17 protein-coding genes, 5 tRNA genes and 1 pseudogene are annotated in these 25,223 nt (G+C 47.8%); 22 read left to right on the top strand and 1 reads right to left on the bottom strand.

Annotated elements, in window-relative coordinates; all coding sequences use genetic code 11:
- Positions 1-562: 562 nt before the first annotated feature.
- From C5684_RS05970 to C5684_RS05905, 14 genes are all read left to right on the top strand, one after another.
- A tRNA-Thr gene (locus C5684_RS05970) sits at positions 563-638 on the top strand.
- Positions 639-641: 3 nt separating this feature from the next.
- Positions 642-727, top strand: a tRNA-Tyr gene (locus C5684_RS05965).
- Positions 728-729: 2 nt separating this feature from the next.
- Positions 730-806 (top strand) — tRNA-Gly (locus C5684_RS05960).
- Between the two features lie 20 nt (positions 807-826).
- Positions 827-902 (top strand) — tRNA-Thr (locus tag C5684_RS05955).
- A gap of 51 nt (positions 903-953) precedes the next feature.
- Positions 954-2,153 carry an elongation factor Tu gene (tuf, locus tag C5684_RS05950; protein ID WP_013889974.1) on the top strand — a complete coding sequence of 400 codons (1,200 nt, stop codon included), beginning with the start codon at positions 954-956 and terminating at the stop codon, positions 2,151-2,153.
- Positions 2,154-2,166: 13 nt separating this feature from the next.
- Positions 2,167-2,325, top strand: coding sequence for a 50S ribosomal protein L33 (gene rpmG / locus C5684_RS05945; protein ID WP_006017816.1), 159 nt, complete (start codon positions 2,167-2,169; stop codon positions 2,323-2,325).
- A gap of 17 nt (positions 2,326-2,342) precedes the next feature.
- A tRNA-Trp gene (locus C5684_RS05940) sits at positions 2,343-2,418 on the top strand.
- A 104-nt stretch (positions 2,419-2,522) separates the two neighbouring features.
- Complete coding sequence (locus tag C5684_RS09795; protein WP_353933608.1) at positions 2,523-2,627, top strand: hypothetical protein; 105 nt, start codon at positions 2,523-2,525, stop codon at positions 2,625-2,627.
- A gap of 15 nt (positions 2,628-2,642) precedes the next feature.
- Entirely contained in the window at positions 2,643-3,170 is a 528-nt protein-coding gene (gene nusG, locus C5684_RS05930) for a transcription termination/antitermination protein NusG (protein ID WP_104639728.1), read from the top strand.
- A gap of 9 nt (positions 3,171-3,179) precedes the next feature.
- Positions 3,180-3,605: a 50S ribosomal protein L11 gene (gene rplK, locus C5684_RS05925; protein WP_013889971.1), complete on the top strand. Its 426-nt coding sequence runs from the start codon at positions 3,180-3,182 to the stop codon at positions 3,603-3,605.
- 10 nt (positions 3,606-3,615) lie between these two features.
- Positions 3,616-4,317, top strand: a complete 702-nt coding sequence (gene rplA, locus C5684_RS05920; protein ID WP_013889970.1) for a 50S ribosomal protein L1 — start codon at positions 3,616-3,618, stop codon at positions 4,315-4,317.
- A gap of 83 nt (positions 4,318-4,400) precedes the next feature.
- A complete protein-coding gene (gene rplJ, locus C5684_RS05915; RefSeq protein ID WP_006017823.1) occupies positions 4,401-4,883 on the top strand; it encodes a 50S ribosomal protein L10 in 483 nt (160 codons plus the stop codon).
- Positions 4,884-4,892: 9 nt separating this feature from the next.
- Entirely contained in the window at positions 4,893-5,267 is a 375-nt protein-coding gene (rplL, locus tag C5684_RS05910) for a 50S ribosomal protein L7/L12 (protein ID WP_104639727.1), read from the top strand.
- A gap of 116 nt (positions 5,268-5,383) precedes the next feature.
- Positions 5,384-14,080, top strand: coding sequence for a DNA-directed RNA polymerase subunit beta/beta' (locus tag C5684_RS05905; RefSeq protein WP_104639726.1), 8,697 nt, complete (start codon positions 5,384-5,386; stop codon positions 14,078-14,080).
- A 323-nt stretch (positions 14,081-14,403) separates the two neighbouring features.
- On the opposite strand, the gene C5684_RS05900 is transcribed toward C5684_RS05905, so the two are convergent.
- Positions 14,404-17,070 (bottom strand): BspA family leucine-rich repeat surface protein, encoded by a 2,667-nt coding sequence (locus C5684_RS05900; RefSeq protein WP_158650199.1) that lies wholly within the window; start codon positions 17,068-17,070, stop codon positions 14,404-14,406.
- A 171-nt stretch (positions 17,071-17,241) separates the two neighbouring features.
- Between C5684_RS05900 and purE the strand changes: the two genes are divergently transcribed.
- The 8 genes and pseudogenes from purE to C5684_RS09320 all read left to right on the top strand — a co-directional run.
- Positions 17,242-17,721, top strand: a complete 480-nt coding sequence (purE, locus tag C5684_RS05895; RefSeq protein WP_104629014.1) for a 5-(carboxyamino)imidazole ribonucleotide mutase — start codon at positions 17,242-17,244, stop codon at positions 17,719-17,721.
- Positions 17,718-18,422 (top strand): phosphoribosylaminoimidazolesuccinocarboxamide synthase, encoded by a 705-nt coding sequence (gene purC / locus C5684_RS05890; RefSeq protein WP_104639724.1) that lies wholly within the window; start codon positions 17,718-17,720, stop codon positions 18,420-18,422. Before purE ends, purC begins: the two co-directional genes overlap by 4 nt.
- An 8-nt stretch (positions 18,423-18,430) precedes the next feature.
- The gene (purF, locus tag C5684_RS05885) at positions 18,431-19,828 is read left to right on the top strand and encodes an amidophosphoribosyltransferase (protein WP_104639723.1); all 1,398 of its coding nucleotides are present in this window, start codon (positions 18,431-18,433) and stop codon (positions 19,826-19,828) included.
- Between the two features lie 9 nt (positions 19,829-19,837).
- Entirely contained in the window at positions 19,838-20,851 is a 1,014-nt protein-coding gene (purM, locus tag C5684_RS05880; RefSeq protein WP_104639722.1) for a phosphoribosylformylglycinamidine cyclo-ligase, read from the top strand.
- Positions 20,845-21,525 carry an IMP cyclohydrolase gene (locus C5684_RS05875; RefSeq protein WP_104639721.1) on the top strand — a complete coding sequence of 227 codons (681 nt, stop codon included), beginning with the start codon at positions 20,845-20,847 and terminating at the stop codon, positions 21,523-21,525. Before purM ends, C5684_RS05875 begins: the two co-directional genes overlap by 7 nt.
- Entirely contained in the window at positions 21,518-22,672 is a 1,155-nt protein-coding gene (locus C5684_RS05870) for a phosphoribosylaminoimidazolecarboxamide formyltransferase (RefSeq protein WP_104639720.1), read from the top strand. Before C5684_RS05875 ends, C5684_RS05870 begins: the two co-directional genes overlap by 8 nt.
- Positions 22,673-22,680: 8 nt before the next feature.
- A complete protein-coding gene (purD, locus tag C5684_RS05865; protein WP_104639719.1) occupies positions 22,681-23,913 on the top strand; it encodes a phosphoribosylamine--glycine ligase in 1,233 nt (410 codons plus the stop codon).
- A pseudogene (locus C5684_RS09320) lies at positions 23,910-25,223 on the top strand (phosphoribosylformylglycinamidine synthase); the annotation flags it as partial. The gene purD and the pseudogene C5684_RS09320, both read left to right, overlap by 4 nt.

Below are 25,223 nucleotides of genomic sequence, written 5' to 3'. Positions count from 1 at the left end.
TTTCACCGCCCGCTGCTTGAGTTCTTCGGTTTGCGTCTTTCCATAAGGCCAAGTGGAACTTTTGACCGCATAACCAAAAACAGAGGTTTTGTTGCCCGTCAAAGGCTGGTTGGGGTTAATGGTGTCTAACCGAGTGTGTCAACCCAAAAAGAGGAGACCCGCGACTATCGCCCCCCCCCCCCCCCCGTATTAACAACGAATAACTAGCCATAAGAACTCCTTTACTAATAAAATTAAGGCACTGGCATATCGGCGGATTTACAACATGATTTAGACTATTTTGGAGGCATAGTAAGGTNNTTTAAGATCATAAACACTTCCTTTGGTTTAGAAGAGGGGACAAAATGCAAATACACCCGCATTGGTGGCTTTGGTGTTAAAATTTGAGGGATTGGCATAAAAGTATGGAACAAGCCGAACAAATAAGATTCAAGTTTTTTGCATGGGTGCTCCTTTTATCGGAAACCGCACAACATTTACTAAAAATCGTTACACGCCACAAACTAAAGAGTCAAGAAAACTTGACAAATAGATAATAAAGTTGCTATAATATAAGTTTTATGCTGGCTTAGCTCAATTGGTAGAGCAGCTGCCTTGTAAGCAGCAGGTTGGGGGTTCAAGTCCCTTAGCCAGCTCCAGTAGGTGAGATACTCAAGTGGCCAACGAGGGCAGACTGTAAATCTGCTGGCTTTCGCCTTCCGTGGTTCGAATCCACGTCTCACCACCAGTGCGGGAATAGCTCAGTTGGCTAGAGCATCAGCCTTCCAAGCTGAGGGTCGCGGGTTCGAGTCCCGTTTCCCGCTCCAGTTGGGAGATTTGGCAAAGTGCCCATATAGCTCAGGGGTCAGAGCACTTCCTTGGTAAGGAAGAGGTCGGCGGTTCAATTCCGCTTATGGGCTCCAGTTGATGCAAATCCCTTAATGCGGCTTTAAAATTTTAGATAGGAGTCAAATATGGCAAAAGCAAAGTTTGAAAGAAATAAGCCCCATGTCAATGTCGGGACCATTGGGCATGTGGATCATGGCAAAACCACTTTGAGCGCGGCGATCTCTGCGGTGCTGTCCCTAAAAGGTTTGGCTGAACTCAAGGATTATGACAATATTGACAACGCCCCTGAGGAAAAAGAAAGGGGCATTACCATCGCCACTTCTCACATTGAATACTCCACAGAAAACCGCCACTACGCCCATGTGGATTGCCCCGGACACGCTGACTATGTGAAAAACATGATCACCGGTGCTGCCCAAATGGATGGTGCGATTTTGGTGGTGTCTGCTGCTGATGGTCCCATGCCCCAAACCCGCGAACACATCTTATTAGCCCGCCAAGTGGGTGTGCCCTATATCGTGGTGTTTTTGAACAAGCAAGACATGGTCGATGACCAAGAGTTGTTAGACCTCGTGGAAATGGAAGTGCGCGAGCTTTTGAGCCAATACGAATTCCCCGGAGATGATACCCCCATCATTGCTGGCTCAGCTCTTAAAGCCCTTGAGGAAGCCAAATCAGGTAGCGTGGGCGAATGGGGTCAAAAAGTTTTGCAACTCATGGAAGAAGTGGATAAATACATCCCCACTCCAGAGAGAGATACAGAAAAAGCTTTCTTGATGCCCGTAGAGGATGTGTTCTCTATTGCGGGGCGGGGCACCGTTGTTACGGGTCGGATTGAACGGGGCGTGGTGAAAATCGGGGATGAAGTGGAAATTGTGGGCATTAAAGACACCCAAAAAACCACCGTTACGGGTGTGGAAATGTTCCGCAAAGAACTTGAAAAAGGCGAGGCTGGGGACAATGTGGGCGTATTGCTCAGAGGCACGAAAAAAGAGGAAGTCTTCCGCGGTATGGTGCTTTGTAAGCCCGGCTCCATCACCCCCCATAAGAAATTTGAAGGCGAAGTCTATGTCCTCTCCAAAGAGGAAGGCGGCCGCCATACGCCCTTTTTCAATGGCTATCGCCCCCAATTTTATGTGCGCACCACCGATGTAACCGGCTCTATCACCTTGCCTGAAGGCACAGAGATGATCATGCCCGGGGATAATACTAAAATTGTGGTGGAGCTCATCAGCTCTATTGCCCTAGAACTGGGGACAAAATTTGCGATCCGCGAAGGTGGTAAAACCGTAGGTGCGGGCGTGGTTACAAAGATCATTGAGTAGTTAGGGGATCATTGTGAAAGTTAAGGTAGGTTTGAAGTGTTTGGGGTGTGAGGAGATCAACTACAGCACCACCAAGAACGCCAAAACAAACACAGAGAAACTGGAGCTCAAGAAGTTTTGTCGCAGAGAGAACAAGCACACCCTGCACAAGGAGATCAAGCTCAAGAGCTAGCGGATGGGGAGGGGTGAAGGTCAGTAGCTCCAATGGTAGAGCGTCGGTCTCCAAAACCGGTTGTTGGGGGTTCGAGTCCCTCCTGGCCTGCCAGTGGGTGTCAGATTTTAAAAGTGGGTGGCATGAAGAAGTTATTATCTCAGTATAAATTGACAAAAGAAGAGCTCTCAAAGGTGATTTTTCCGCTCAAAGAGCAGATTCGCAACGCCTTAATATCCGTTTTGGTTGTGGTAACGATCATTACGCTGTTTTTGACTTTGATAGATTTTGTTTTGTCAGCCTTTGTTTCTAGCGTGCTATAGGGGGATTTAATGGGTATGGAGTGGTATGCGATCCAAACTTATTCGGGGAGCGAACAGGCGGTTAAAAAAGCCATTGAAAACATGGTGAGTGATCACAATATCGCCGATCGTGTTCAGGAGGTGATTGTGCCCACTGAGGATGTGATCGAGCTCTCTAAAAAGAGCAAGAATAAAGTTACCGAGCGGAGTTTATATCCGGGTTATGTGTTTATTAAGGTGGATTTAGACGAGGTGCTTTGGCATAAAATCCAATCCTTGCCACGGGTTAGCCGTTTTATCGGGGAGAGCAAAAAACCCACCCCCTTAGGGGAGGCAGACATCAACAATATTTTAGAGAAAATGACCCACCGCGCAGCCCCCAAGCCCAAGATTTACTATGAGCGCGGGGAGGTGGTGCGCATCATTGAGGGGCCTTTTGCGAATTTTACGGCTGTCGTGGAAGAATACGATGTCGAGCACCGCAAATTAAAACTGAATGTGTCTATTTTTGGGCGCAATACTTTGATTGAGATTTTATATTCTCAAGTCGAAAAAATCATTTAAGGAGCATGCATGGCAAAAAAAGTTGTCGGGCAGATTAAATTACAAGTCCCAGCGGGCAAGGCTAACCCATCTCCACCCATCGGTCCGGCTTTGGGTCAGAGGGGCGTGAATATCATGGAGTTTTGCAAGGCGTTTAACGAACGCACAAAGGACATGGGGAGCTTTAATATCCCTGTCATCATCACGGTTTATCAAGACAAAAGTTTCACTTTTATCACCAAAAAGCCCCCCGTTACAGACTTGATTAAAAAAGCCAGCGGGGTGGCTAAAGGCTCAGATAACCCCCTTAAAAACAAGGTGGGTAAGCTCACCATGCAACAAGTAGAGGAGATCGCCCAAAACAAAATGGAGGATCTCAACACCACCACCCTAGAGGCAGCCAAAAAGATTGTCATGGGGAGTGCTAGGAGCATGGGCATTGAGGTTGTAGATTAGGAGAGAAAACATGGCAAAAGTGGCAAAAAGATTGCAAAAACTAGCAGAGAAGTTTGATAAAGACAGGGTGCATAGCGTTCAAGAGGGCGTTAGTGTGGTCAAATCCCTAGCTTCAGCTAAGTTTGATGAAAGTGTGGAAGTGGCGTTGCGTTTGGGGGTCGATCCCAGACATGCCGATCAAATGGTGCGTGGGGCGGTGGTCTTGCCCCATGGCACCGGTAAAAAAGTGCGTGTGGCTGTCTTTGCTAAGGACATCAAGTTAGATGAAGCCAAAGAGGCGGGGGCTGATGTGGTCGGGGGCGAGGATTTGGCTGAGGAGATCAAAAATGGGAACACCAATTTTGACATGGTGATTGCCACCCCGGACATGATGGCGGTTGTGGGGAAGGTCGGGCGTATTTTAGGACCAAAAGGGCTTATGCCCAACCCCAAAACCGGCACGGTTACAATGGACATTAAAAAAGCGGTGAGCAATGCCAAAAGCGGGCAGGTCAATTTCCGCGTGGATAAAAAGGGCAATTTGCACGCCCCCATTGGCAAAGCAAGCTTTAGTGAAGAGCAGATCCAACAAAACCTATTGGAGCTAGTCCGCACGCTCAACAAACTCAAACCCAGCACTTCCAAAGGGAAATATATCCGCAATGGTGTGGTGTCTTTGAGCATGTCCCCGGGTGTGCGTTTGGATTGCCAAGAGTTGATGGACGCAAAATAATTCATCTTAGACTTAAGAAACAAGGGCGGTTGCTTGATTTACTTTAGTAGCCTTGTGGAAGTCAGGTCGGAAAGGAGGAAACCATGAATAAAGAGCAAAAGCAAGAGCTGGTGGCGCGCTTAAAAGAAGCGTTTGTTGGCATGGAGGCTTTGGTGGTGTGTGATTATAAGGGCTTGCCCGTCAAGCACTTAGAGCAGTTACGCAATGCCGCTAGAGTGCAGGGTATTAGTGTGCAGGTGATTAAAAACACCCTAGCTAGCCTAGCCCTTCAAGAAGCCGGTCTAAGCCCCTTAGAGCTCAAAGAAACCAATATCTTTGTTTGGGGAGGCGATCAGATCGCTTTGTCTAAATTGGTGATGGGCTTTGCTAAGGAGCACAAGGATCATTTCCACATCAAAACCGGGCTTTATGAAAAACAAGCTGTGGACCGCGCACATGTGGAGGCAATCTCTAAATTACCCAGCAAAGAAGAGCTTATTGGCATGCTCTTGTCTGTTTGGATGGCACCAGCAAGATATTTTGTTACCGGTTTGGACAATTTGAGAAAAGCAAAAGAACAAGAATAAAGGATGACTATGGCAATTAGCAAAGAAGATGTTTTAGAATACATCGGCGGTTTGAGCGTTTTAGAGCTGAGTGAGCTTGTTAAAGCGTTTGAAGAAAAATTTGGCGTGAGCGCGACACCTGTAGCGGTGGCTGGGGCTGTAGCCGGAGCACCTGCTGAGGTCGTTGAGGAAAAAACCGAGTTTAGCGTGGTGCTCGCTGAAACTGGGGCGGAAAAAATCAAGGTCATTAAGGTCGTGCGTGAGATCACCGGGCTAGGGCTTAAAGAAGCTAAAGAAGCCACCGAGAAAACCCCGCATGTGCTCAAAGAAGGCGTGAATAAAGAAGAGTCTGAAGCCATCAAGAAAAAACTCGAAGAGGTGGGGGCAAAAGTCGAAATCAAATAGTTTTTTGCCTTTAAAAGGAGGGGAAAGGAGGGGAGATAAGTGGCGCAAGGATGTAGCGTGCGTTATTTAGGTCAATCTACCCAAAGCTTCAAATCCACCAATAAAGGTTTATAGACATGGATACTTTAAGGAATCGCTTACGCGCGGATTTTACACGACTCCCCCAAGAGCTAGAAGTCCCCAACCTCTTACTCTTGCAAAAAGACAGCTATGAGGCGTTTTTGTACGCCAAAGAAGGTAGGGAGAGTGGGATTGAAAGGGTCTTTAAATCCGTCTTCCCCATTCATGACACCCAAAACCGCATCACCCTTGAATATGGCGGGTGTGAGTATGGGAAATCCAAATACACCGTGAGAGAAGCCATGGAAAGAGGGATCACCTACTCTGTTCCCTTGAAAATCAAGATCCGTTTGATTTTATGGGAGAGGGATTCTAAGAGTGGGGAGAAACTGGGGGCTAAGGACATTAAAGAACAGAATATTTTTATCCGTGAAATCCCCTTGATGACCGATCGCACTTCCTTTATCATCAATGGCGTTGAGCGTGTGGTGGTCAATCAGCTCCACAGGAGCCCGGGCGTGATCTTTAAAGAGGAAAAGTCCTCCACCAGCGCAAACAAGCTCATTTACACCGGGCAGATCATCCCCGATCGGGGATCGTGGCTTTATTTTGAATACGATGTGAAAGATGTTTTGCATGTGCGTATCAACAAACGCCGCAAGGTTTCGGCTACGATTTTATTTAGGGCACTAGGTTATAGCAAGCAGGACATCATTAAAATTTTCTACCCGTTGTTAAAGGTGCGTTACAAAGCCATCAGCCCCACAGAGGGCAAGTATTTTATCCCCTTTGAGAGCATTGATGCCAATAGCCGGGTGGATTTTGATCTCAAAGACGATCAGGGGAATATTTTGGTGGCAGCGACCAAAAAGATCACGGCTAAAAAAGCCAGAGAAATCAAAGAGAGTGGGGTAGAATGGGTGGAATACCCCACCAATATTTTACTCAATCGCTGCCTAGCCGAGCCGGTTTTAGATAGCGATGGAGGCGTGTTGTTAGACACCCTAACCCAGCTAGAAGCCCCCAAATTAGAAAAAATGCGCGCTAGTGGCATTGAGGAATTTGTGATCGCCAATGATTTAGCTTTAGGGCATGATGCTTCCATCATCAAATCCTTTGGCACCGATGCCGAGTCGCTCAAAAACGAATCGCTCAAATTACTCAAACAAAGTGAGAAAATAGAGGATGAAAATGCCCTAGCGGCTGTGCGCATTTACAAGGTGATGCGCCCGGGCGATCCTGTAACCCCAGATGTGGCTAAGGCTTATGTGCAACAACTCTTTTTTGATCCTGAGCGTTACGATTTGACCATGGTTGGGCGCATGAAAATGAATCACAAATTGCATTTAAAAGTGCCCGATTATGTAACCGTGCTCACCCACGAGGACATCATTGAGACGGTGAAATACTTGATTAAAATCAAAAATGCCGAAGGGCAGATTGACGATCGCGATCACTTGGGTAATCGCCGTATTAGGGCAGTGGGCGAGCTCTTGGCTAATGAATTGCATGAGGGATTGATGAAAATGCAAAAGAGCATTAAAGACAAGCTGACCACCATGAACACCAACATAGATACGCTCATGCCCCATGATTTGGTTAATTCTAAGATGATCACCAGCACCATTTTAGAGTTTTTCATGAGCGGGCAACTCTCCCAGTTTATGGACCAAACCAACCCGCTCTCCGAGGTTACCCACAAACGCCGTTTGTCCGCTTTGGGTGAGGGGGGGCTAGTCAAGGATCGCGTAGGCTTTGAGGCTAGAGATGTGCACCCCACCCACTATGGGCGTATCTGCCCCATTGAAACTCCAGAGGGGCAAAATATCGGGCTGATTAACACCCTATCCACCTTCACCCGTGTCAATGACCTAGGTTTCATTGAAGCCCCTTATAAAAAGGTGGTAGATGGCAAGGTCAGCGATGAAGTGGTTTATTTGACCGCCATCCAAGAAGAGGGGCAAGTCATCGCTCCGGCGAGTACGCTGGTGGATAAACAAGGCTATATTCAAGAGGATTTGGTCGAAACCCGTGTGGGCGGGGAAATTGTGCTCAATGAAAAGCACAAAGTTACCTTAATGGATTTGAGCTCACGCATGCTCGTGGGCGTGGCAGCCTCGCTCATCCCCTTTTTAGAACATGACGATGCTAACCGCGCGCTTATGGGCACCAACATGCAACGCCAAGCCGTGCCCCTTTTAAAGGCAGAAACTCCCATCGTGGGCACGGGCATTGAAAAGATCATCGCACGCGATTCATGGGGGAGTGTGAAAGCCCAACGCGGGGGGGTTGTCGAAAAAGTGGATTCCAAAAACATCTACATTTTAGGTGAGGATGACAAAGAAACCTACATCGATGCCTATTTGTTACAAAAAAACCTACGCACCAACCAAAACACTTGCTTTAACCAAGTCCCCATTGTCAAGGTGGGCGATGTGGTGGAGGCTGGGCAGATTATCGCTGATGGCCCTAGCATGGATCAAGGTGAGCTAGCCTTAGGGAAAAATATCCGCGTGGCGTTCATGCCATGGAATGGCTATAACTTTGAAGATGCGATCGTGGTGAGCGAGAAGATCACCAAAGAGGACATCTTTACTTCCGTGCATATCTATGAAAAAGAGATTGAGGCTAGAGAGCTCAAACACGGGATCGAGGAATTTAGCGCAGATATTCCCGATGTCAAAGAGGAGGAAGTCGCCCACTTAGATAGCGGGGGGATTGTTAAGATCGGGACTTATGTGAGTGCGGGGATGATTTTAGTGGGCAAGGTGTCTCCCAAAGGCGAGATGAAAAGCACGCCAGAGGAGCGACTCTTGCGCGCCATCTTTGGGGACAAGGCTGGGCATGTGGTGAATAAATCGCTTTATTGCCCCCCCTCGCTAGAGGGGACGGTGATTGGGGTGAATATCCTCACCAAAAAGGGCTATGAAAAAGACGCGCGCGCCATTAGTGCTTATGAGGAGGAAAAGGCGGTTTTAGACATTGAGCATTACGATCGCTTAACCATGCTCAATCGCGAGGAGCTATTGCAAATTAGCTCGATTTTCTCCAAAGAACCCCTAGAGGAGGCGACCACGCTTAACGAGGTTGAATACGCTAAGGGTGCTTGCATCCCTAAAGAGGTGGTTTTAGAAATTAACCGCTTTGCGCTCAATTCGCTTGCCAAGAAATATAAAAAAGAGGTTCAAGATCGCTTTGAGCAAATCAAAGCCAACTTCTTAGAACAAAAGAAAATCTTAGGCCAAGAGCACGAGGAAAAACTCTCGATCTTAGAAAAAGATGACATCTTGCCTAATGGGGTCATCAAGCAGGTTAAAATTTACATCGCCACCAAGCGCAAGCTCAAGGTGGGGGATAAAATGGCAGGGCGGCATGGCAATAAGGGCATTGTCTCTAACATCGTGCCCATTGCGGATATGCCCTACACCGCTGATGGCGAACCAGTCGATATTGTGCTCAACCCCTTAGGCGTGCCCAGCCGCATGAATATCGGGCAGATTTTAGAAGTGCATTTGGGCTTGGTGGGCAAGCAATTAGGGGATCAAATCAGTACCCTTTTAGAACAACACAACACCGACATGCTCAAAAAATTACGCGCCAAAATGCTTGAGATCGCCCATGTGGTGAATGTGGATAACCATGACCTAGCCCATATGCTGGAAAAATGCAGCGATGAGGTGCTTTTGGGCTATGCACGGGATTGGAGTTCTGGGGTGAAGTTTGCGATCCCTGTTTTTGAGGGCATCTCTGGCGAGCAGTTCATGAATCTCTTTAAGCTGGCTCAAATTGATTTGGATGGCAAAACCGAGCTTTATGATGGGCGCACGGGCGAAAAGATGAAAGAACGGGTGAATGTGGGCTATATGTACATGCTCAAATTGCACCACTTGGTGGATGAAAAGGTGCATGCCAGAAGCACGGGCCCCTATTCTTTAGTAACCCACCAGCCTGTGGGCGGGAAAGCCCTTTTTGGGGGGCAACGCTTTGGGGAAATGGAAGTTTGGGCACTAGAGGCTTATGGGGCAGCCCACACGCTTAAAGAGATGCTCACCGTGAAATCTGATGACATCCGCGGGCGTGAGAATGCCTATAAAGCCATCGCACGGGGCGAACATGTGGGCGAGTCTGAAATCCCGGAAACTTTCTATGTCTTAACCAAAGAATTACAATCTTTGGGGCTGGATGTCAATATCTTTAATGAAGAAGTGGATGAATTTGGTGCGCCTAAGCCCATTGTGATCAAAGAGGACGATCGCCCCAAAGACTTTAGCTCCTTCCAGCTGACACTGGCTAGCCCAGAGAAGATCAAAGAGTGGAGTTATGGGGAGGTCAAAAAGCCTGAGACCATCAACTACCGCACCCTCAAGCCCGAACGGGACGGGCTCTTTTGCATGAAAATCTTTGGGCCCACTAAGGATTATGAATGTCTGTGTGGCAAATACAAAAAGCCCCGTTATAAGACTATCGGCACTTGTGAAAAATGCGGGGTCGCCATCACCAGCTCTAAGGTGCGATCTTTCCGCATGGGGCATATTGAATTAGCCACGCCCGTAGCGCATATTTGGTATGTGAGCTCCTTGCCTAGCCGCATTGGCACGCTACTAGGGATCAAGATGAAGGACTTAGAACGCGTGCTTTACTATGAAGCCTACATTGTCAAAGAACCCGGCGAGGCTTTTTATGACAACGAATGCACCAAGCCCATTTGCAAATACGACATTTTAAACGAGGAGCAATTCCAGAGCGTGGCGCGCCTCAATGAAGACAAGGGTTTTATAGCACACATGGGCGGGGAGGTGATCAAGGACCTTTTAGAGGAGTTGGACTTAGTCGCCTTGCTTAGAAACCTTAAAGAGGAGGTCAAGGAGACCAATTCAGATGCTAAGAAAAAGAAACTCATCAAACGCCTTAAAGTCGTGGAGAGCTTTTTAAATTCGGGTAACCGCCCCGAGTGGATGATGCTAACCGCTTTGCCCGTCTTGCCCCCTGATTTGCGTCCGCTTGTGGCTTTGGATGGGGGTAAGTTTGCGGTGAGCGATGTCAATGAGCTGTATAGAAGGGTGATTAATCGCAACCAACGCTTAAAACGGCTCATGGAACTGGGCGCACCCGAGATCATCGTGCGCAATGAAAAACGCATGTTGCAAGAAGCCGTAGATGCCTTGTTTGATAATGGCAGAAACGCTAACGCTGTCAAAGGTGCCAACAAACGCCCCTTAAAATCGCTCTCAGAGATCATCAAGGGCAAACAAGGGCGTTTCCGCCAAAACTTACTCGGTAAGCGGGTGGATTTCTCCGGGCGTAGCGTGATTGTGGTGGGGCCCAACTTGCGCATGGATGAATGCGGGTTGCCTAAAAACATGGCACTAGAGCTCTTCAAACCCCATTTGCTCTCTAAATTAGAAGAAAAGGGCTTTGCGACCACGCTCAAGCAAGCCAAGCGCATGATTGAGCAAAAAAGCAATGAGGTTTGGGAGTGCTTGGAGGAGATCGTGCAGGGTTACCCCGTGTTGCTCAACCGCGCCCCCACTTTGCACAAACAATCCATCCAAGCCTTCCACCCTAAATTAATCGATGGCAAGGCGATCCAGTTGCACCCCCTAGTGTGTTCCGCCTTTAACGCCGACTTTGATGGGGATCAAATGGCAGTGCATGTGCCCTTAAGCCAAGAGGCGATCACCGAGTGCAAGGTTTTAATGTTGAGCTCGATGAATATTTTATTGCCTGCCAGTGGCAAGGCGGTCGCCGTGCCCAGCCAAGATATGGTGTTGGGGCTTTATTATCTCTCGTTAGAAAAGAGTGGGGTATTAGGGGAGCACAAACTCTTTTCCAGCGTGCATGAGGTTTTAATGGCTGTGGATAGCAAGGTGCTTGATTTGCACGCTAAGGTGCGTGTTTTGCACGATCGCCACATTTTACACACCACCGCCGGGCGTTTGGTGCTCAAATCCATTTTACCCGACTTTGTGCCCATACACCTATGGAATAAAATGATGACCAAAAAGGACATTGGGGCATTGGTGGATTTTGTGCATAAAGAGAGTGGGATTGGAGCCAGTGCGCGCTTTTTGGACAATCTTAAAATGCTGGGCTTTCGCTACGCCACTAAGGCGGGAATCTCTATCTCTATGGAAGATATTATCACGCCCAAAAACAAAATCCGCATGGTCGAAAGTGCCAAAGAAAAGGTGCGTGCCATTCAGGCGCAATTTGAGGGTGGGCATTTGACCACACAAGAACGCTATAACAAAATCATCGACATCTGGACCGAGGTCAATGACCAGATGAGCAAAGAGATGATGCAAGCCATCGCACAAGACAAAGAGGGCTTTAACTCGATTTATATGATGGCTAATAGCGGGGCTAGGGGTTCAGCGGCACAAATACGGCAACTCTCAGCCATGCGGGGGTTGATGACAAAACCTGATGGGACAATCATTGAAACGCCCATTATCTCCAACTTTAAAGAGGGCTTGAATGTCCTAGAATATTTTAACTCCACGCACGGGGCGCGCAAGGGGCTAGCCGATACGGCGTTGAAAACCGCCACAGCGGGCTATCTCACCCGCAAGCTCATCGATGTTTCCCAAAATGTCAAGGTGGTTCAAGAGGATTGCGGCACGCATGAGGGAATCGAGATCACCGATATAACGGTGGGTAGCGAACTCATCGAACCGCTAGAAGAACGCATTTTTGGGCGCGTTTTGGTGGAGGACATCATCGATCCGCTCACAAACGAGGTCTTGTTAAATGCCGATACAATGGTGGATGAGGAAAAGGCTAAAAAGATCATTGAAGCAGGAATCAAGTCCGTAACGATTCGCACGCCCGTAACCTGTAAGGCGCAAAAGGGCGTGTGTGCCAAGTGCTATGGTCTGAATTTGGGCGAGGGCAAGATGGTCAAACCGGGCGAGGCGGTGGGGGTTGTGGCCGCCCAGTCTATCGGCGAGCCGGGCACACAATTAACCCTAAGGACTTTCCATGTGGGCGGGACAGCCTCAAGGAGCCAAGAGGAGCATGAAATTATCGCCAACAATGAAGGCTTTGTGCGTTTCTTTAATGTTAAAACCTACCAAAACAAGGAGGGTAAAAATATCATTGTCAATCGCCGCAATGCTGCAATTTTGGTGGTTGAGCCCAAGATCAAAGCCCCTTTTGCTGGCGTGTTGAAAATTGACAGCGCGCATGAAGAGGTCGTTTTGAGCGTGGTGGGCGAGGGGCAAGAGGCTAAGTTTGTGCTGCGCAAAAGCGATGTGGCTAAACCCAATGAGTTAGCGGGCGTGAGTGGCAAGATTGAGGGTAAAATTTATCTGCCCTATGCCAGCGGGCATGCCGTGCGTGAGGGCGGGAGCATCGCAGACATCATCAAAGATGGCTGGAATGTGCCTAATCGCATCCCCTATGCGAGCGAGATTGCCATTAACGATAACGACCCGATCACCCAAGAAATCAGCGCCAAAGAAAAGGGCGTGGTGAAGTATTACCACTTGGTGGGCGATCACTTGGAACGCTCTAGGGGTATTCGGGCTGGCGATGTGGTGCAAGAAAAGGGCTTGTTTGCTGTGGTGGCTGATGAGAACGATCAAGAGGCGATCCGCCACTACATCGCTAGAGACTCGGTTGTAGAAGTGGATGATAATAGCCCTGTTGAAAGCGATACACTTTTGGTTAGACCCAGTCAAGATGCTAAGAATGTGATCGCCTCATGGGATCCTTACAACACGCCCATTATTGCTGATGCCAGCGGGGTGGTGCGTTACATGGATATTATTGCCGGGGTGAGCGCAACTGAGAGCGAGGATGAAAATACGGGGGTGCGCACTTTGGTGATCAATGAGTATATCCCCAGTGGCTACAAACCCAGTCTATTACTAGAAACCGATGGGCAGAGTATCCAGTATTTGCTAGAGCCCAAAACCTCTATTGTGGTCGATGAGGGCATGGCTGTTGAGGTTGCCGACATCTTGGCTAAAATCCCCAAAGCCACTATCAAATCTAAAGACATCACGGGCGGGCTACCCCGTGTTTCGGATATTTTTGAGGCTAGAAAATCCAAGCCCAAAGACATCGCAATCTTAAGCGAAATTGATGGGGTGGTGAGCTTTGGCAAGAGCGCGCGCAATAAAGAGCGGGTGTTGATCACCTCTGCTGATGGGCGCAGCGTAGAATATTTTGTGGATAAGGGCAAGCAGATTTTAGTCCATGCCAATGAATTTGTGCATGCGGGCGAGGCGATCACCGATGGCGTGGTGAGCAGCCATGACATCTTACGCATCAGTGGGGAAAAAGAGCTACACAAATACATTGTGAGCGAGGTCCAACAAGTCTATCGCCGCCAAGGGGTGAGCATTGCTGACAAGCACATTGAGATCATCGTCTCCCAAATGTTGCGCCAAGTGCGGATTCTAGATAGCGGGGATACCAAGTTCATTGAGGGCGATTTGGTGAGCAAAAAGCACTTTAAAGAGGAGAACCAACGCATCTTAGGTCTCAAGGGTGAGCCTGCCATTGCCGAGCCTGTGCTGCTAGGGATCACCCGTGCTGCCATTGGGAGCGATAGCATTATCTCAGCAGCCAGCTTCCAAGAGACCACAAAAGTGCTCACAGAAGCCAGCATCGCGATGAAAAAGGACTTTTTAGAAGACCTCAAAGAAAATGTCGTCCTAGGGCGTATGATCCCGGTGGGCACGGGGCTTTACAAGGATAAAAAAGTGGGGGTTAAAATTGAGGAGGAGCGTGCCAAACACTCATGAAAATCCCCCCTCTGGGGGCTAGAAACAGTAATATAAATTCTATAAAATTCTATAAAACCATACAAGTTTTTTATAGAATTATTTTTTCCACAATAGCCCCAATTTTTGCTAAAATAAGCGTTGCCTTTAGTAGGCAGAGTTCCTGCCCAATTTACGCTTGCGGACATGCGAAAAGCCAAGCACCTTCAAAACCAAAGGTGTAGAGCAGGCATGGATGAAACAAGAATACAGCAGAAATCCCAGCCTTGTAGAATTTTGCAGGGTTTTGTATTTTATAGATCTGTAAGAACGGCGCAACTGGCTAACTAAAATCTTGGCATGTTTTAGGTGTTAACCCCCCCATGCCATGCTGGGTATTTGGTGAGGCTAGCACAACCCAAAAACATATCTTCCATACAACCGACCCTAGAGACATCCCAACTATCCAAAGATTGGTTAAATTGCGTGCAGTTGTGGAACATCCCGCACATATCCCACACGGCAGAGACATCCCACTTATCAAGGGGCTGGTTAAAAGATGAGCAACCCCTAAACATGCCCACCATATCCGCTACACCCGACACATCCCATTGGTTTAAAGGCTGGTTGAATTGTGTGCAGTTATAAAACATCCCTCCCATCTCCCGAACACTGGACACATCCCAGCTATCAAGGGGTTGGTTGAATGCCACACAGCCCAAAAACATTTTCCCCATTTTCCTCACTCTAGAGACATCCCAATTATCCAAAGATTGGTTAAATTGTGTGCAACCAAAAAACATGCCCCACATGTCCCACACACCCGAGACATCCCAGTTACTCAGGGGCTGGTTAAAAGAGAGGCAATCTCTAAACATGCCCCCCATGTCTCCCACACAGGACACATCCCAGCTATTCAAAGCTTGGTTAAATTGCGTGCAGTTATAAAACATCCCCCGCATATCCACCACCCTAGAGACATCCCAGCTATCAAGGGGTTGGTTGAATGCCACACAGCCCAAAAACATCCGCCCCATGTCCCTTACCCTAGAGACATCCCAGCGGTTTAATGGCTGGTTAAAGACCTTGCACCCACTAAACATCCAATCCATGTATTTTACCCTAGAGACATCCCAATTATCGAGGGGTTGGTTAAAAGATAAGCAATCTTTAAACATGCCCTCCATATTTTTAGCACTAGAGACATCCCAGCGATTCAAAGGCTGGTTAAACACCACACAGCCAAAAAACATCCTATACATATCCACGACACTAGACACATCCCAACTATCCAAAGATTGGTTAAAGGCTGTGCAACCCGCAAACATCCAACCCATGTCTGTAACGCTAGACACATCCCAACTATCCAAAGATTGGTTGAAGTTTCCACACTCAAAAAACATGGCATTCATGTTTTTGACACTAGACACATTCCAGTTACCCAAGGGCTGGTTAAATTGCGTGCAACCTGCAAACATGCCCATCGTATCCATTACATTAGAAACACCCCAACTATTCAAGGACTGGTTAAAAGATGAACAACCTCTGAACATACCCCTCATGTCTGCAACACTAGAGACATCCCACTTGTCCAAGGGCTGGTTAAAGTTTCCGCACCGCCCAAACATGCTATACATGTCCATAACTTTAGACACATCCCAGCTATTTAGAGATTGGTTAAAAGCCGTGCAATCTTCAAACATCCCCTCCATAGACACTACACCCGAGACATCCCAACCATCCAAAGATTGGTTAAAGGCTGTGCAACCTGCAAACATTCTTTGCATATTTTGCACACCCGAGACATCCCACTTGCTCAAGGGTTGGTTAAAAGATAAGCAATCTTTAAACATGCTCCCCATATCCACAACATGGGAAACATCCCACTTCTCCAAAGGCTGGTTAAATTTTTCACAGCGACTAAACATGTCCCCCATATCCGTAACTTTGGACACATCCCAGCTATTTAGGGGCTGGTTAAATTGGCTACACCCCTCAAACATGCAATTCATATCCATAACTTTGGACACATCCCAATTATCCAAAGATTGGTTAAAGGCTATGCAACCCGCAAACATCCAACCCATGTTTGTAACGCTAGACACATCCCAACACTCTAAGGGCTGGTTAAACACCACACAGCCAAGAAACATCTTAAACATGTTTGTAACACCAGACACATCCCACTTCTCCAAGGGTTGATTGAAATTTTCACAACAATAGAACATGCGTTCCATATTTGTAACGCTAGAAACATCCCACTTCTCCAAAGGCTGGTTAAATTTTTTACAGCAATCGAACATGTCCTCCATATCCGTAACTTTGGACACATCCCACTTGTCCAATGGCTGGTTAAAAGCCGTGCAATCATAAAACATGCCCGTCATGCTTGTAATATTAGAAACATCCCAGCTATTTAAGGGCTGGTCAAACACATGGCAACTATCAAACATATAATGCATGTTCGTTACTTGAGACACATCCCAGCTATCCAAAGATTGGTTAAATTTAGTGCAGTTACCAAACATCTTTTCCATGTTTTCCACACGGGACACATCCCACTTGTCCAATGGCTGGTTAAAGTTTCCGCACCATTGAAACATGTGATCCATGTTTGTAACACTCGAGACATCCCAGCTATTCAGGGGCTGGTTAAATTGGCTACACCATCTAAACATGCGTTCCATGTTTGTAACGCTAGACACATCCCAGCTATTTAGAGATTGGTTAAATTTATTGCAATCTTTAAACATCTCTTTCATGCTTGTAACACTAGACACATCCCAGCTATCCAAAGGGTGGTTAAATTGTGTGCAGTTACAAAACATGCCCTCCATGTTGCTTACCCGGGACACATCCCAAGTTTCTAAGCCCTTAAAATTTGTGCGTTCTGACTGATAAAACAACCAACTCAGGTCTTTTAAGCCTCCAATATCAATTTCAGCCAAATGGACTCTTTTATTTTTGATTAATTTTTGGAGTTCTGCTTTATTTTTGGGGAAGTATTTTCTTTCATAGGATCGTTGTTTCAAGCAAATCCTTTGGGGCAAGACTTAAAAAAGCGTATTTTACCACACCAAGCATTAGCCTAAGTTTTGCCCATCTTTGGCTTGCCAGCTTGAATTAAATAAAATGCAATGGCTCAGCCGTTTTTATGGCGTGATCTGCTAAAATAAGCCCTCATCCCTCATCAAAGGTTTGCCATGAAAAAAGTTGCTGTATTGATGGGGAGCCAAAGCGATATGCCAATCGTGCAAGAGGGGATCAAAATCTTACAAGATTTTGGCGTGCCCTTTGAATGGCGCATACTCTCAGCGCACCGCACCCCCCAAGCTCTCAAAAGTTTTGTTTTGGAGGGTGGTTGTGGCGTGTTTATCGCTGCTGCTGGCAAAGCCGCACATTTAGCAGGTGTGGTAGCCTCGCTCACCACTAGCCCGGTCATCGCTTTACCCATTTTAACCTCCGATCTAGGCGGGCTGGATTCCTTGCTCTCTAGCGTGCAGATGCCCAAAGGTATCCCAGTGGCTTGCGTGGGGATCAATGCGGCTAGCAATGCCGCACTGCTGGCTTTACAAATTTTGGCTCTAAATGATCCCCTTTTAGCCCAAAAACTCACCAAGCAGCGCCAAGAGCAAGAATCCCAAGTCTTACAAGCCGATCTTGAACTCCAAAGGTCCCTATGAAACCCACAACCCTGCTTTATGAAGGCAAGGCTAAAAAAGTCTATGCCACCAGCGATCCGACTCTTTGCATTGTAGAGTATAAAGACAGCGCGACCGCCTTTAATGGGGCTAAAAAAGCCACTTTAGAGGGCAAGGGCGCGCTCAATAATGCCATTAGTAACCAGCTGATGGCATATCTGCACGATCAAGGCGTGGCAACCCATTTTGTAAAAACTCTTAGCCCCACCCAGAGCCTTGTCAAAAAGCTAGAGATGTTTGCCCTAGAGGTCATTGTGCGTAATGTTTGTGCGGGCTCGATGGCACAAAGACTAGGCATTACTGAGGGGACACACTTTGAAAACCCTATTTTAGAGTTTTGCTATAAAAATGATTCTCTAGGCGATCCACTCATCAACGATCACCACGCCCTAGCCCTCCAATTAGCCAGCGTGGAGCAATTAGAGCAGATCAAAGCCCTAGCCTTGAAAATCAACACCCACTTGCAGGCATATTTTCAAGCCAGAAGGGTTATTTTGGTGGATTTCAAGCTCGAATTTGGGCACTCTGGCGGGCAGATCATCTTAGGCGATGAGATTTCCCCAGATACCTGCCGTTTTTGGGATAGCCAAACGCGCCAAAAATTAGACAAAGACCGCTTTAGGCAGGATTTGGGCGGGGTGTGTGAGGCTTATACACTCATCTTAGAAAAGGTCTTAAGCTAGGAGTTAGCATGATCAAAGAAGAATGCGGGGTTTTTGGGGCTTTTGCCCCCACAAGCACCCAGCTAGCCCCCCTAGCCTATAACGCTCTGTGTGCCTTGCAACACAGAGGGCAAGAGGGCTGTGGGATTGCGCTCACACACAAGAGGCATATCACTTATTATAAAAATACAGGGCTAGTCAGCGAGGTTTTCACCCCCACCATCTTAGAACGACTAGGTCAGGGGGAAATTTGTATTGGGCATGTGCGCTATGGCACTACAGGGGCGAATAACCGCACCAACACCCAACCCATTGTGTTAAACCATATCAAAGAGCCCATCGCCATCGCCCACAATGGAAATTTGGTTAATTCTTTGGACTTGCGCTATGAATTGGAGCTTAAGGGCTGTATTTTCCACACTTCCAGCGATACAGAAGTGATCGCCTATTTGATCGCCCAACACCGCCTACACACCACCAGCCTTGAAGAGGCGATTTTAGCCGCTGTGCCTAGCTTGCAAGGGGCTTACTCTCTGGTGATCATGACCGCTGATAAACTCATCGCCCTAAGAGACTCCTTTGGCTTCCGCCCGCTGTGCTTGGGGCAAACCGCTAAGGGGGTTTACCTAGCCGCCTCTGAGAGTTGCGCTTTAGATGCCTTGGGGGCATCCTTTATCAGAGATATTGATCCGGGCGAGATGGTGAGCATTGATTCTAGCGGTCTGCACACCTGCTCTTTAACCCCCAAGCAAGAACGCAGGATTTGCTCCTTTGAGTATATTTATTTTGCACGGGGCGACTCCATGCTAGAGGGTAAAAGTGTGCATCTAGCGCGCTTGCGCGCAGGGGAATATTTGGCCCAAATTGCCCCCGCTCAAGCCGATGTCGTGGTGGGCGTGCCCGATTCGGGGATTGATGCGGCTTTGGGTTATTCTAGGGCATCTCAGATTCCCTACGCTTTGGGCTTTATCAAAAACCGCTACATCACCCGCACCTTTATTGCCCCCAAGCAAGAACGCACCGAAAAATTACGCCTCAAACTCAACCCCATTATCCCCAATCTAAAGGGCAAAAAGATCGTGTTGGTGGATGACTCCATTGTGCGGGGGAACACCACCAAACGCCTAGCCCAGTTATTGCGTGGGGTGGGGGTGCAAGAAATCCACATGCGCATCTCCTCCCCCCCCTTTTTGCACCCCTGTTTTTATGGGACAGACATTGATTCTCAAGAGCATCTAATCGCCCACAAGCACAGCGTAGAGGAAATCACCCAGCTTTTGGGCTTGGATTCGCTAGCCTACCTGCCCCTAGAAGGGATTGATTTTATGTTAGAGGGTTTGGGCTGTTGTCAGGCATGTTTTTCAGGGCATTACCCCACCCCCACGCCTAAAGAAAAAATCACCCTCAAAGCTCCCACCCACATTTAAAGGAAAGTTATGGAATCTTACAAGCAAGCAGGCGTGAATGTCCAAGCGGGTTATGAAGCGGTAAAACGCATGCAAAAACACATCGCACGCACCAAAATCCAACCCCTCAACACGATCGGGGGTTTTGCTGGGCTCTTTGCGCTGGATTTAAGGGGCTATAGCCAACCCGTGCTGGTGAGCGGAGCCGATGGCGTGGGGACTAAGTTAAAATACGCTTTTTTGTTAGAAGATCATAGCAGTATTGGGATGGATTGCGTGGCGATGTGCGTGAATGATATTTTGTGCGTGGGGGCTAAACCTTTATTTTTTTTAGATTACATCGCACTTGATAAAAATGAGCCAGAGAAAGTAGAAAACATTGTAGCAGGGGTAGCACAAGGTTGCATAGAGGCGGGTTGTGAGCTTTTGGGCGGAGAGAGTGCGGAAATGCCCGGATTTTATGCGCCTAAGGAATACGATTTAGCCGGCTTTTGTGTGGGGATTGTGGAACAATCCCAAATCTTAGAGCCTCAAAGCGTGCAAGTGGGCGATGTGTTAGTAGGTCTTGCCTCTAGCGGGTTGCATTCCAATGGCTTTTCTTTGGTGCGCCAAATTTTAGCCAACCAAGGCATCGATGCGCTCAATTATGATTTTGAAGGGCAAAATCTAGCCCAAATCTTGCTCACCCCCACGCGTATTTATGTTAAACCCGTGTTAGAACTCTTGGCTCAAATTAGGGTTAAATCCATTGCACACATCACCGGAGGAGGCTTTTTGGAGAATATCCCGCGTGCTCTGCCTGATGGGCTAAAGGCTAAAATTGATCTAAAAGCCTTCCCCACCCCGCCTATCTTTGATTTTTTGCGCTCTTTGGGGGGGCTAGGGCTGTTGGAATGCTTTAGCGTGTTTAATATGGGTATTGGCATGGTTTGCGTGTTAGAAAATAAGCATGCCAGCCAAGCTTTAGGGATTTTAAAACAAAATGGGGTAAGTGCTTATGTGATTGGGGAGGTGGTTAGTGGGGAGGGGGTGGAGCTATGCTAGGCAAACAACGATACTTTGGGCGGGGGATTTTAATCGGGGCGAGCGGGGATTGTGTCTTTTTGGGGTATTTTTTGATGGGGCGGAGTGGGGCTAGTCAAAACCGACTTTTGAGCCTTGAGGGGGATAATATTAAAATTTCCCTACTAGAACCCACAACCCAAGACACAACGCTTATTCTCTACCCGCCCTTAGTGCATGTGGGCGATCGCCAAATTGTGATCAGCAATGGGAGTCAAACGGAGACGATTTTACACGCCTTGCAAAGTGGGGGGAGTTTTGAGGGGGCTTTACGAAAAGAAACTTTTGAGCCTGATGCGCCCCATTTCACGCCCCGCATTAGCGCATTGGTTTGCTTGGATGAGGCAGGCTTTAGCTATAAACTTAGTTTGATCAAAGCCCTTGAGCCACCCGCTTGTGCGCGTTTTTTTTATGAATATGAAAGCGTGGCGGGGCGGGGGCATTTCTTACACACTTACGACCATGATAGCGATCCCTTGAGCGCCTTTTGTGGCGAGCCCAAATCCATTGCCATCCCAGCTAGCCTGACTGAGTGGGGGGAGAGTCTGTGGGGGGCACTGGATAGTGAATATAAAGTTGCCTTATGCGTGCAAAGCGTGCATTTAAAAAGCGCACAAGTCAAAACCCTTATTTTTAATGAGAAAACCCATGCCTAGTTTGCCCCTCAAATACGGAATCAACCCCCACCAACTCCAAGCCAGCTTGAGCGCGCCCAACCTCCCGCTTAAAATCCTCAATGGTAACCCTAGTTACATCAATTTTTTAGATGCGCTCAATGGCTACCAGTTGGTTAAGGAATTAGAACACGCCTTAAAACGCCCCGCTGCCACTTCATTTAAACATGCTAGCCCCACCTCTAGCGCACTGGCTAGACCTCTTGAAGAGGCGCGTTTAAAAGCCTATTTTTTAAGCCCCAATGTCAATGATTCGCCCATAGCCACCGCTTATGCACGGGCACGGGGGGCGGATCGGCTAAGTTCCTTTGGGGATTTTGTCGCCCTGAGTGCGCCTTGCGATCTAGCTTGTGCGCAGATGTTAAGCGTTGAGGTGAGCGATGGGATCATTGCCCCTGATTTTGAGTCCAAAGCCCTAGAGTTGTTGAAACAAAAGAAAAAGGGGGGGTATGTGATTTTACAAATCGATCCGCACTACACCCCCCCACTTTTAGAAACACGCACTATTTTTGGACTCACACTCACCCAAGAGCGTAACCACGCCCTAATTAGCCCAGATTGTTTAAAAGACATTGTGAGCCAAAAAAAAGAGCTACCCTTGCAAGCTAAAAAAGACTTGATCTTAAGCCTCATCACGCTCAAATACACCCAATCTAATTCCATTTGCCTAGCTTATGGCGGGCAAGCAATCGGGGTGGGGGCAGGGCAACAATCCCGCATTTATTGCACCAAGATCGCCGCTGATAAAGCCGATTTGTGGCATTTAAGAGTCCATCCCAAAGTCTTAGATTTGCCCTTTAAGCCCAAATTGCCCCGCCCCACTAAAGATAACCTCATCTATGCTTACCTCACCCATGGGCTCTCACAAGCTGACTTAGAGCATTTCACAAGCCCGCCTAAGCCCTTGAGTTTAGAGGAAAAAGCGGACTATCTTAAAGGGATTAAGGGCGTGGGTTTGGGGAGCGATGCGTTCTTCCCTTTTAGTGATAGTTTGGAGCGTGCGGCTTTAAGCGGGGTTAGCTATGTCGCCCAAAGTGGGGGGAGCAAGCAAGATACAAGCGTGATCGCTACAGCCGATGCGCTGGGCATGGTGATGATTTTCACCCATTTGCGTTTATTCCACCATTAGGAGAATTGATGAAAATAGCCATTATTGGGAGTGGGGGGCGTGAGCATGCGATTTTAAAAAAAATCGCCTCTAAGGATCGCCAAATCTTTATGATCCCAGGGAATGCAGGCATGCAAGCCCAGTGCGTGCCCTTGAGTGTGGGCGATCAGCAAGGCATTTTAGAATTTGCCAAAAAAGAACAACTAGATTTTATCATTGTCGCCCCGGATAACCCTTTGGTAGAGGGGTTGGTGGATGTGCTAGAGGGGGCGGGCTTTGCTTGCTTTGGGCCTAGAAAACAAGCCGCACGCCTAGAGGGCAGTAAGATTTTTGCCAAAGAGTTTATGCGGCGGCACAATATCCCCACCGCCCCCTACCACGCTTTTGACAATTTTAAAGAAGCACAAGCCTTTTTAGAAAAGGCGCATTTCCCCCTAGTCATTAAAGCCGATGGATTAGCCTTTGGCAAGGGGGTTATTGTGGTTAAGAGTGTCTTAGAGGGAGTCCAAGCCTTAGAACAGATAATGGTGCATAAAATCTTTGGGAGCAGTGGGGAGAGGGTGATCATTGAAGAGTTTTTAGAGGGGGTGGAGGCTTCTATTTTGGGCTTTTGTGATAGCCATAGCTTGAAGTTAATGCCTTCCAGCATGGATTATAAACGCGCCCTAGAGGGCAATCAAGGTTTAAACACGGGCGGTATGGGCTGCATTGCCCCTAACCCCCATTTCACCCCCCAAATGACTAAAGAATGCCAAGAGAAAATTTTTACCCCCACCCTAAAGGGTTTGCAAGCCGAGGGGCTGGATTTTAGAGGCTGTCTTTACTTTGGGCTGATTTTAACCGCTCAAGGGGCAAGGGTCTTAGAATATAATTGCCGTTTTGGCGACCCAGAAGCCCAAACCCTCCTGCCCTTGCTTGAAACCGACTTATTAGAGATTATGCAGGCTTGCGCTAGGGGGGAATTAGAAAAACAAGAGGTCATCTTTAGCCCGCTGGCTTCTTGTTGTGTGGTGCTCGCCTCTCAAGGCTACCCCCAAGAGTTTAGAACAGGGCATGCCCTCACCTACCCGCCCCATTTGGATATTTGTTTTGCCGGGGTCAGAAACGCCCCAGAGGGTCTAGTCAATGCCAGTGGGCGGGTTTTGAGTGTTACCAGCATAGCCCCCAGCTTAGAGCAAGCCCGCACCCTAAGTTATGAGCGCATCGCCCAAATCCAGCTAGACAATGGCTATTACCGCCCCGATATTGGGAAAAACCTATGATCATCTATGTGCAAAAAAAACCCGATTTTGATTTTCTAGCCCAAGAGTTGTTGGCCAAACTCCAAACCCTCCTAGTCCCCCATTTAGAACAAATCCGCTTGATTAACGCCTATTTAGTTGAAAATGTGTCCGTTGAGGATTTAGAACGCGCGCGGGGCATTGTTTTTTTAGAAGCCCAAGTGGATGAATATTTGCCAGAGCTGGATTTGAGTGATTGTGCGGGGTATTTTGCCCTCCAAACCCTAAAAGGGCAACTCTGCCCCAGAAGTGAGGCAGCACAGCTAGCCTTGCAGATGTTAAACCCCAGCGCACCCACGCCTTTAGTTGAGCATGCCAGCATTTACAAACTCTATGGCAAGCTCAGTGCTGAGGATATAAAATCCATACGCACCTATCTAACCAACCCCCTAGAAAACCACGAAATCCCTTTGCCCCTCAGCCAAGCCCAAGCCAGCATGCCCACCAGCCCCAAACTAGAACTAACCGATTTTGCTAACTTGTCAGATTTTAGCCATTTTATCAAGCAACACCAACTTTGCTTGAGTCCAGAGGATTTACAGATTATTCAAGAACAACTCCCTAATCTCAATCTCCTAGAACTCAAAATTTTAGACACCTATTGGTCTGATCACTGCCGCCACAGCACTTTTTTAACCCAACTAGAACCCAGCTTAGATCACCCTCTAGCCCAAGAGATTTACGATCAATACCTCCAAGTGCGCCAAGAACTTAAGCACACCAAGCCTATTAGCCTGATGGATTTATCTACTATCATGGCTAAATACCTAAGCGCACAAGATAAACTCCCCCAATGGGTGCAAGGTAGCGAAAATAATGCCTGCACTTTGTCTATCAAGGTGCAAACCCCCCAAGGACCTAAACCCTATTACCTCTTTTTTAAAAACGAAACCCACAACCACCCCACTGAGATCGAACCTTTTGGGGGGGCTTCTACTTGTGTGGGCGGGGCAATCCGTGATGTGCTTTCGGCTCGGGGCTATGTCTATGCGGCTTTACGCATTTCAGGCTGTGGCAATCCTTTAGAACCCATTAACAAAACCCGCACAGGCAAACTCCCACAAATTAAAATCGCCAAACAAGCCACGCAGGGTTTTAGCAGTTATGGCAATCAAATTGGCATAGCCACCGGGCTTGTCCAAGAGCTCTACCATGCAGGCTATAAAGCCAAACATTTAGAATTGGGCGCGGTGTTAGGGGCTGCCCCTCAAGAATGCGTGCAGAGTTTAGAACCTGCTGTGGGCAATCTGATTGTGTTGCTGGGGGGGCGCACGGGGCGCGATGGCTTGGGG

The sequence above is a fragment of the Helicobacter bizzozeronii genome (assembly GCF_900196775.1).
Classification (GTDB): domain Bacteria; phylum Campylobacterota; class Campylobacteria; order Campylobacterales; family Helicobacteraceae; genus Helicobacter; species Helicobacter bizzozeronii.
This window is presented reverse-complemented; position numbering and strand designations above follow the sequence as displayed.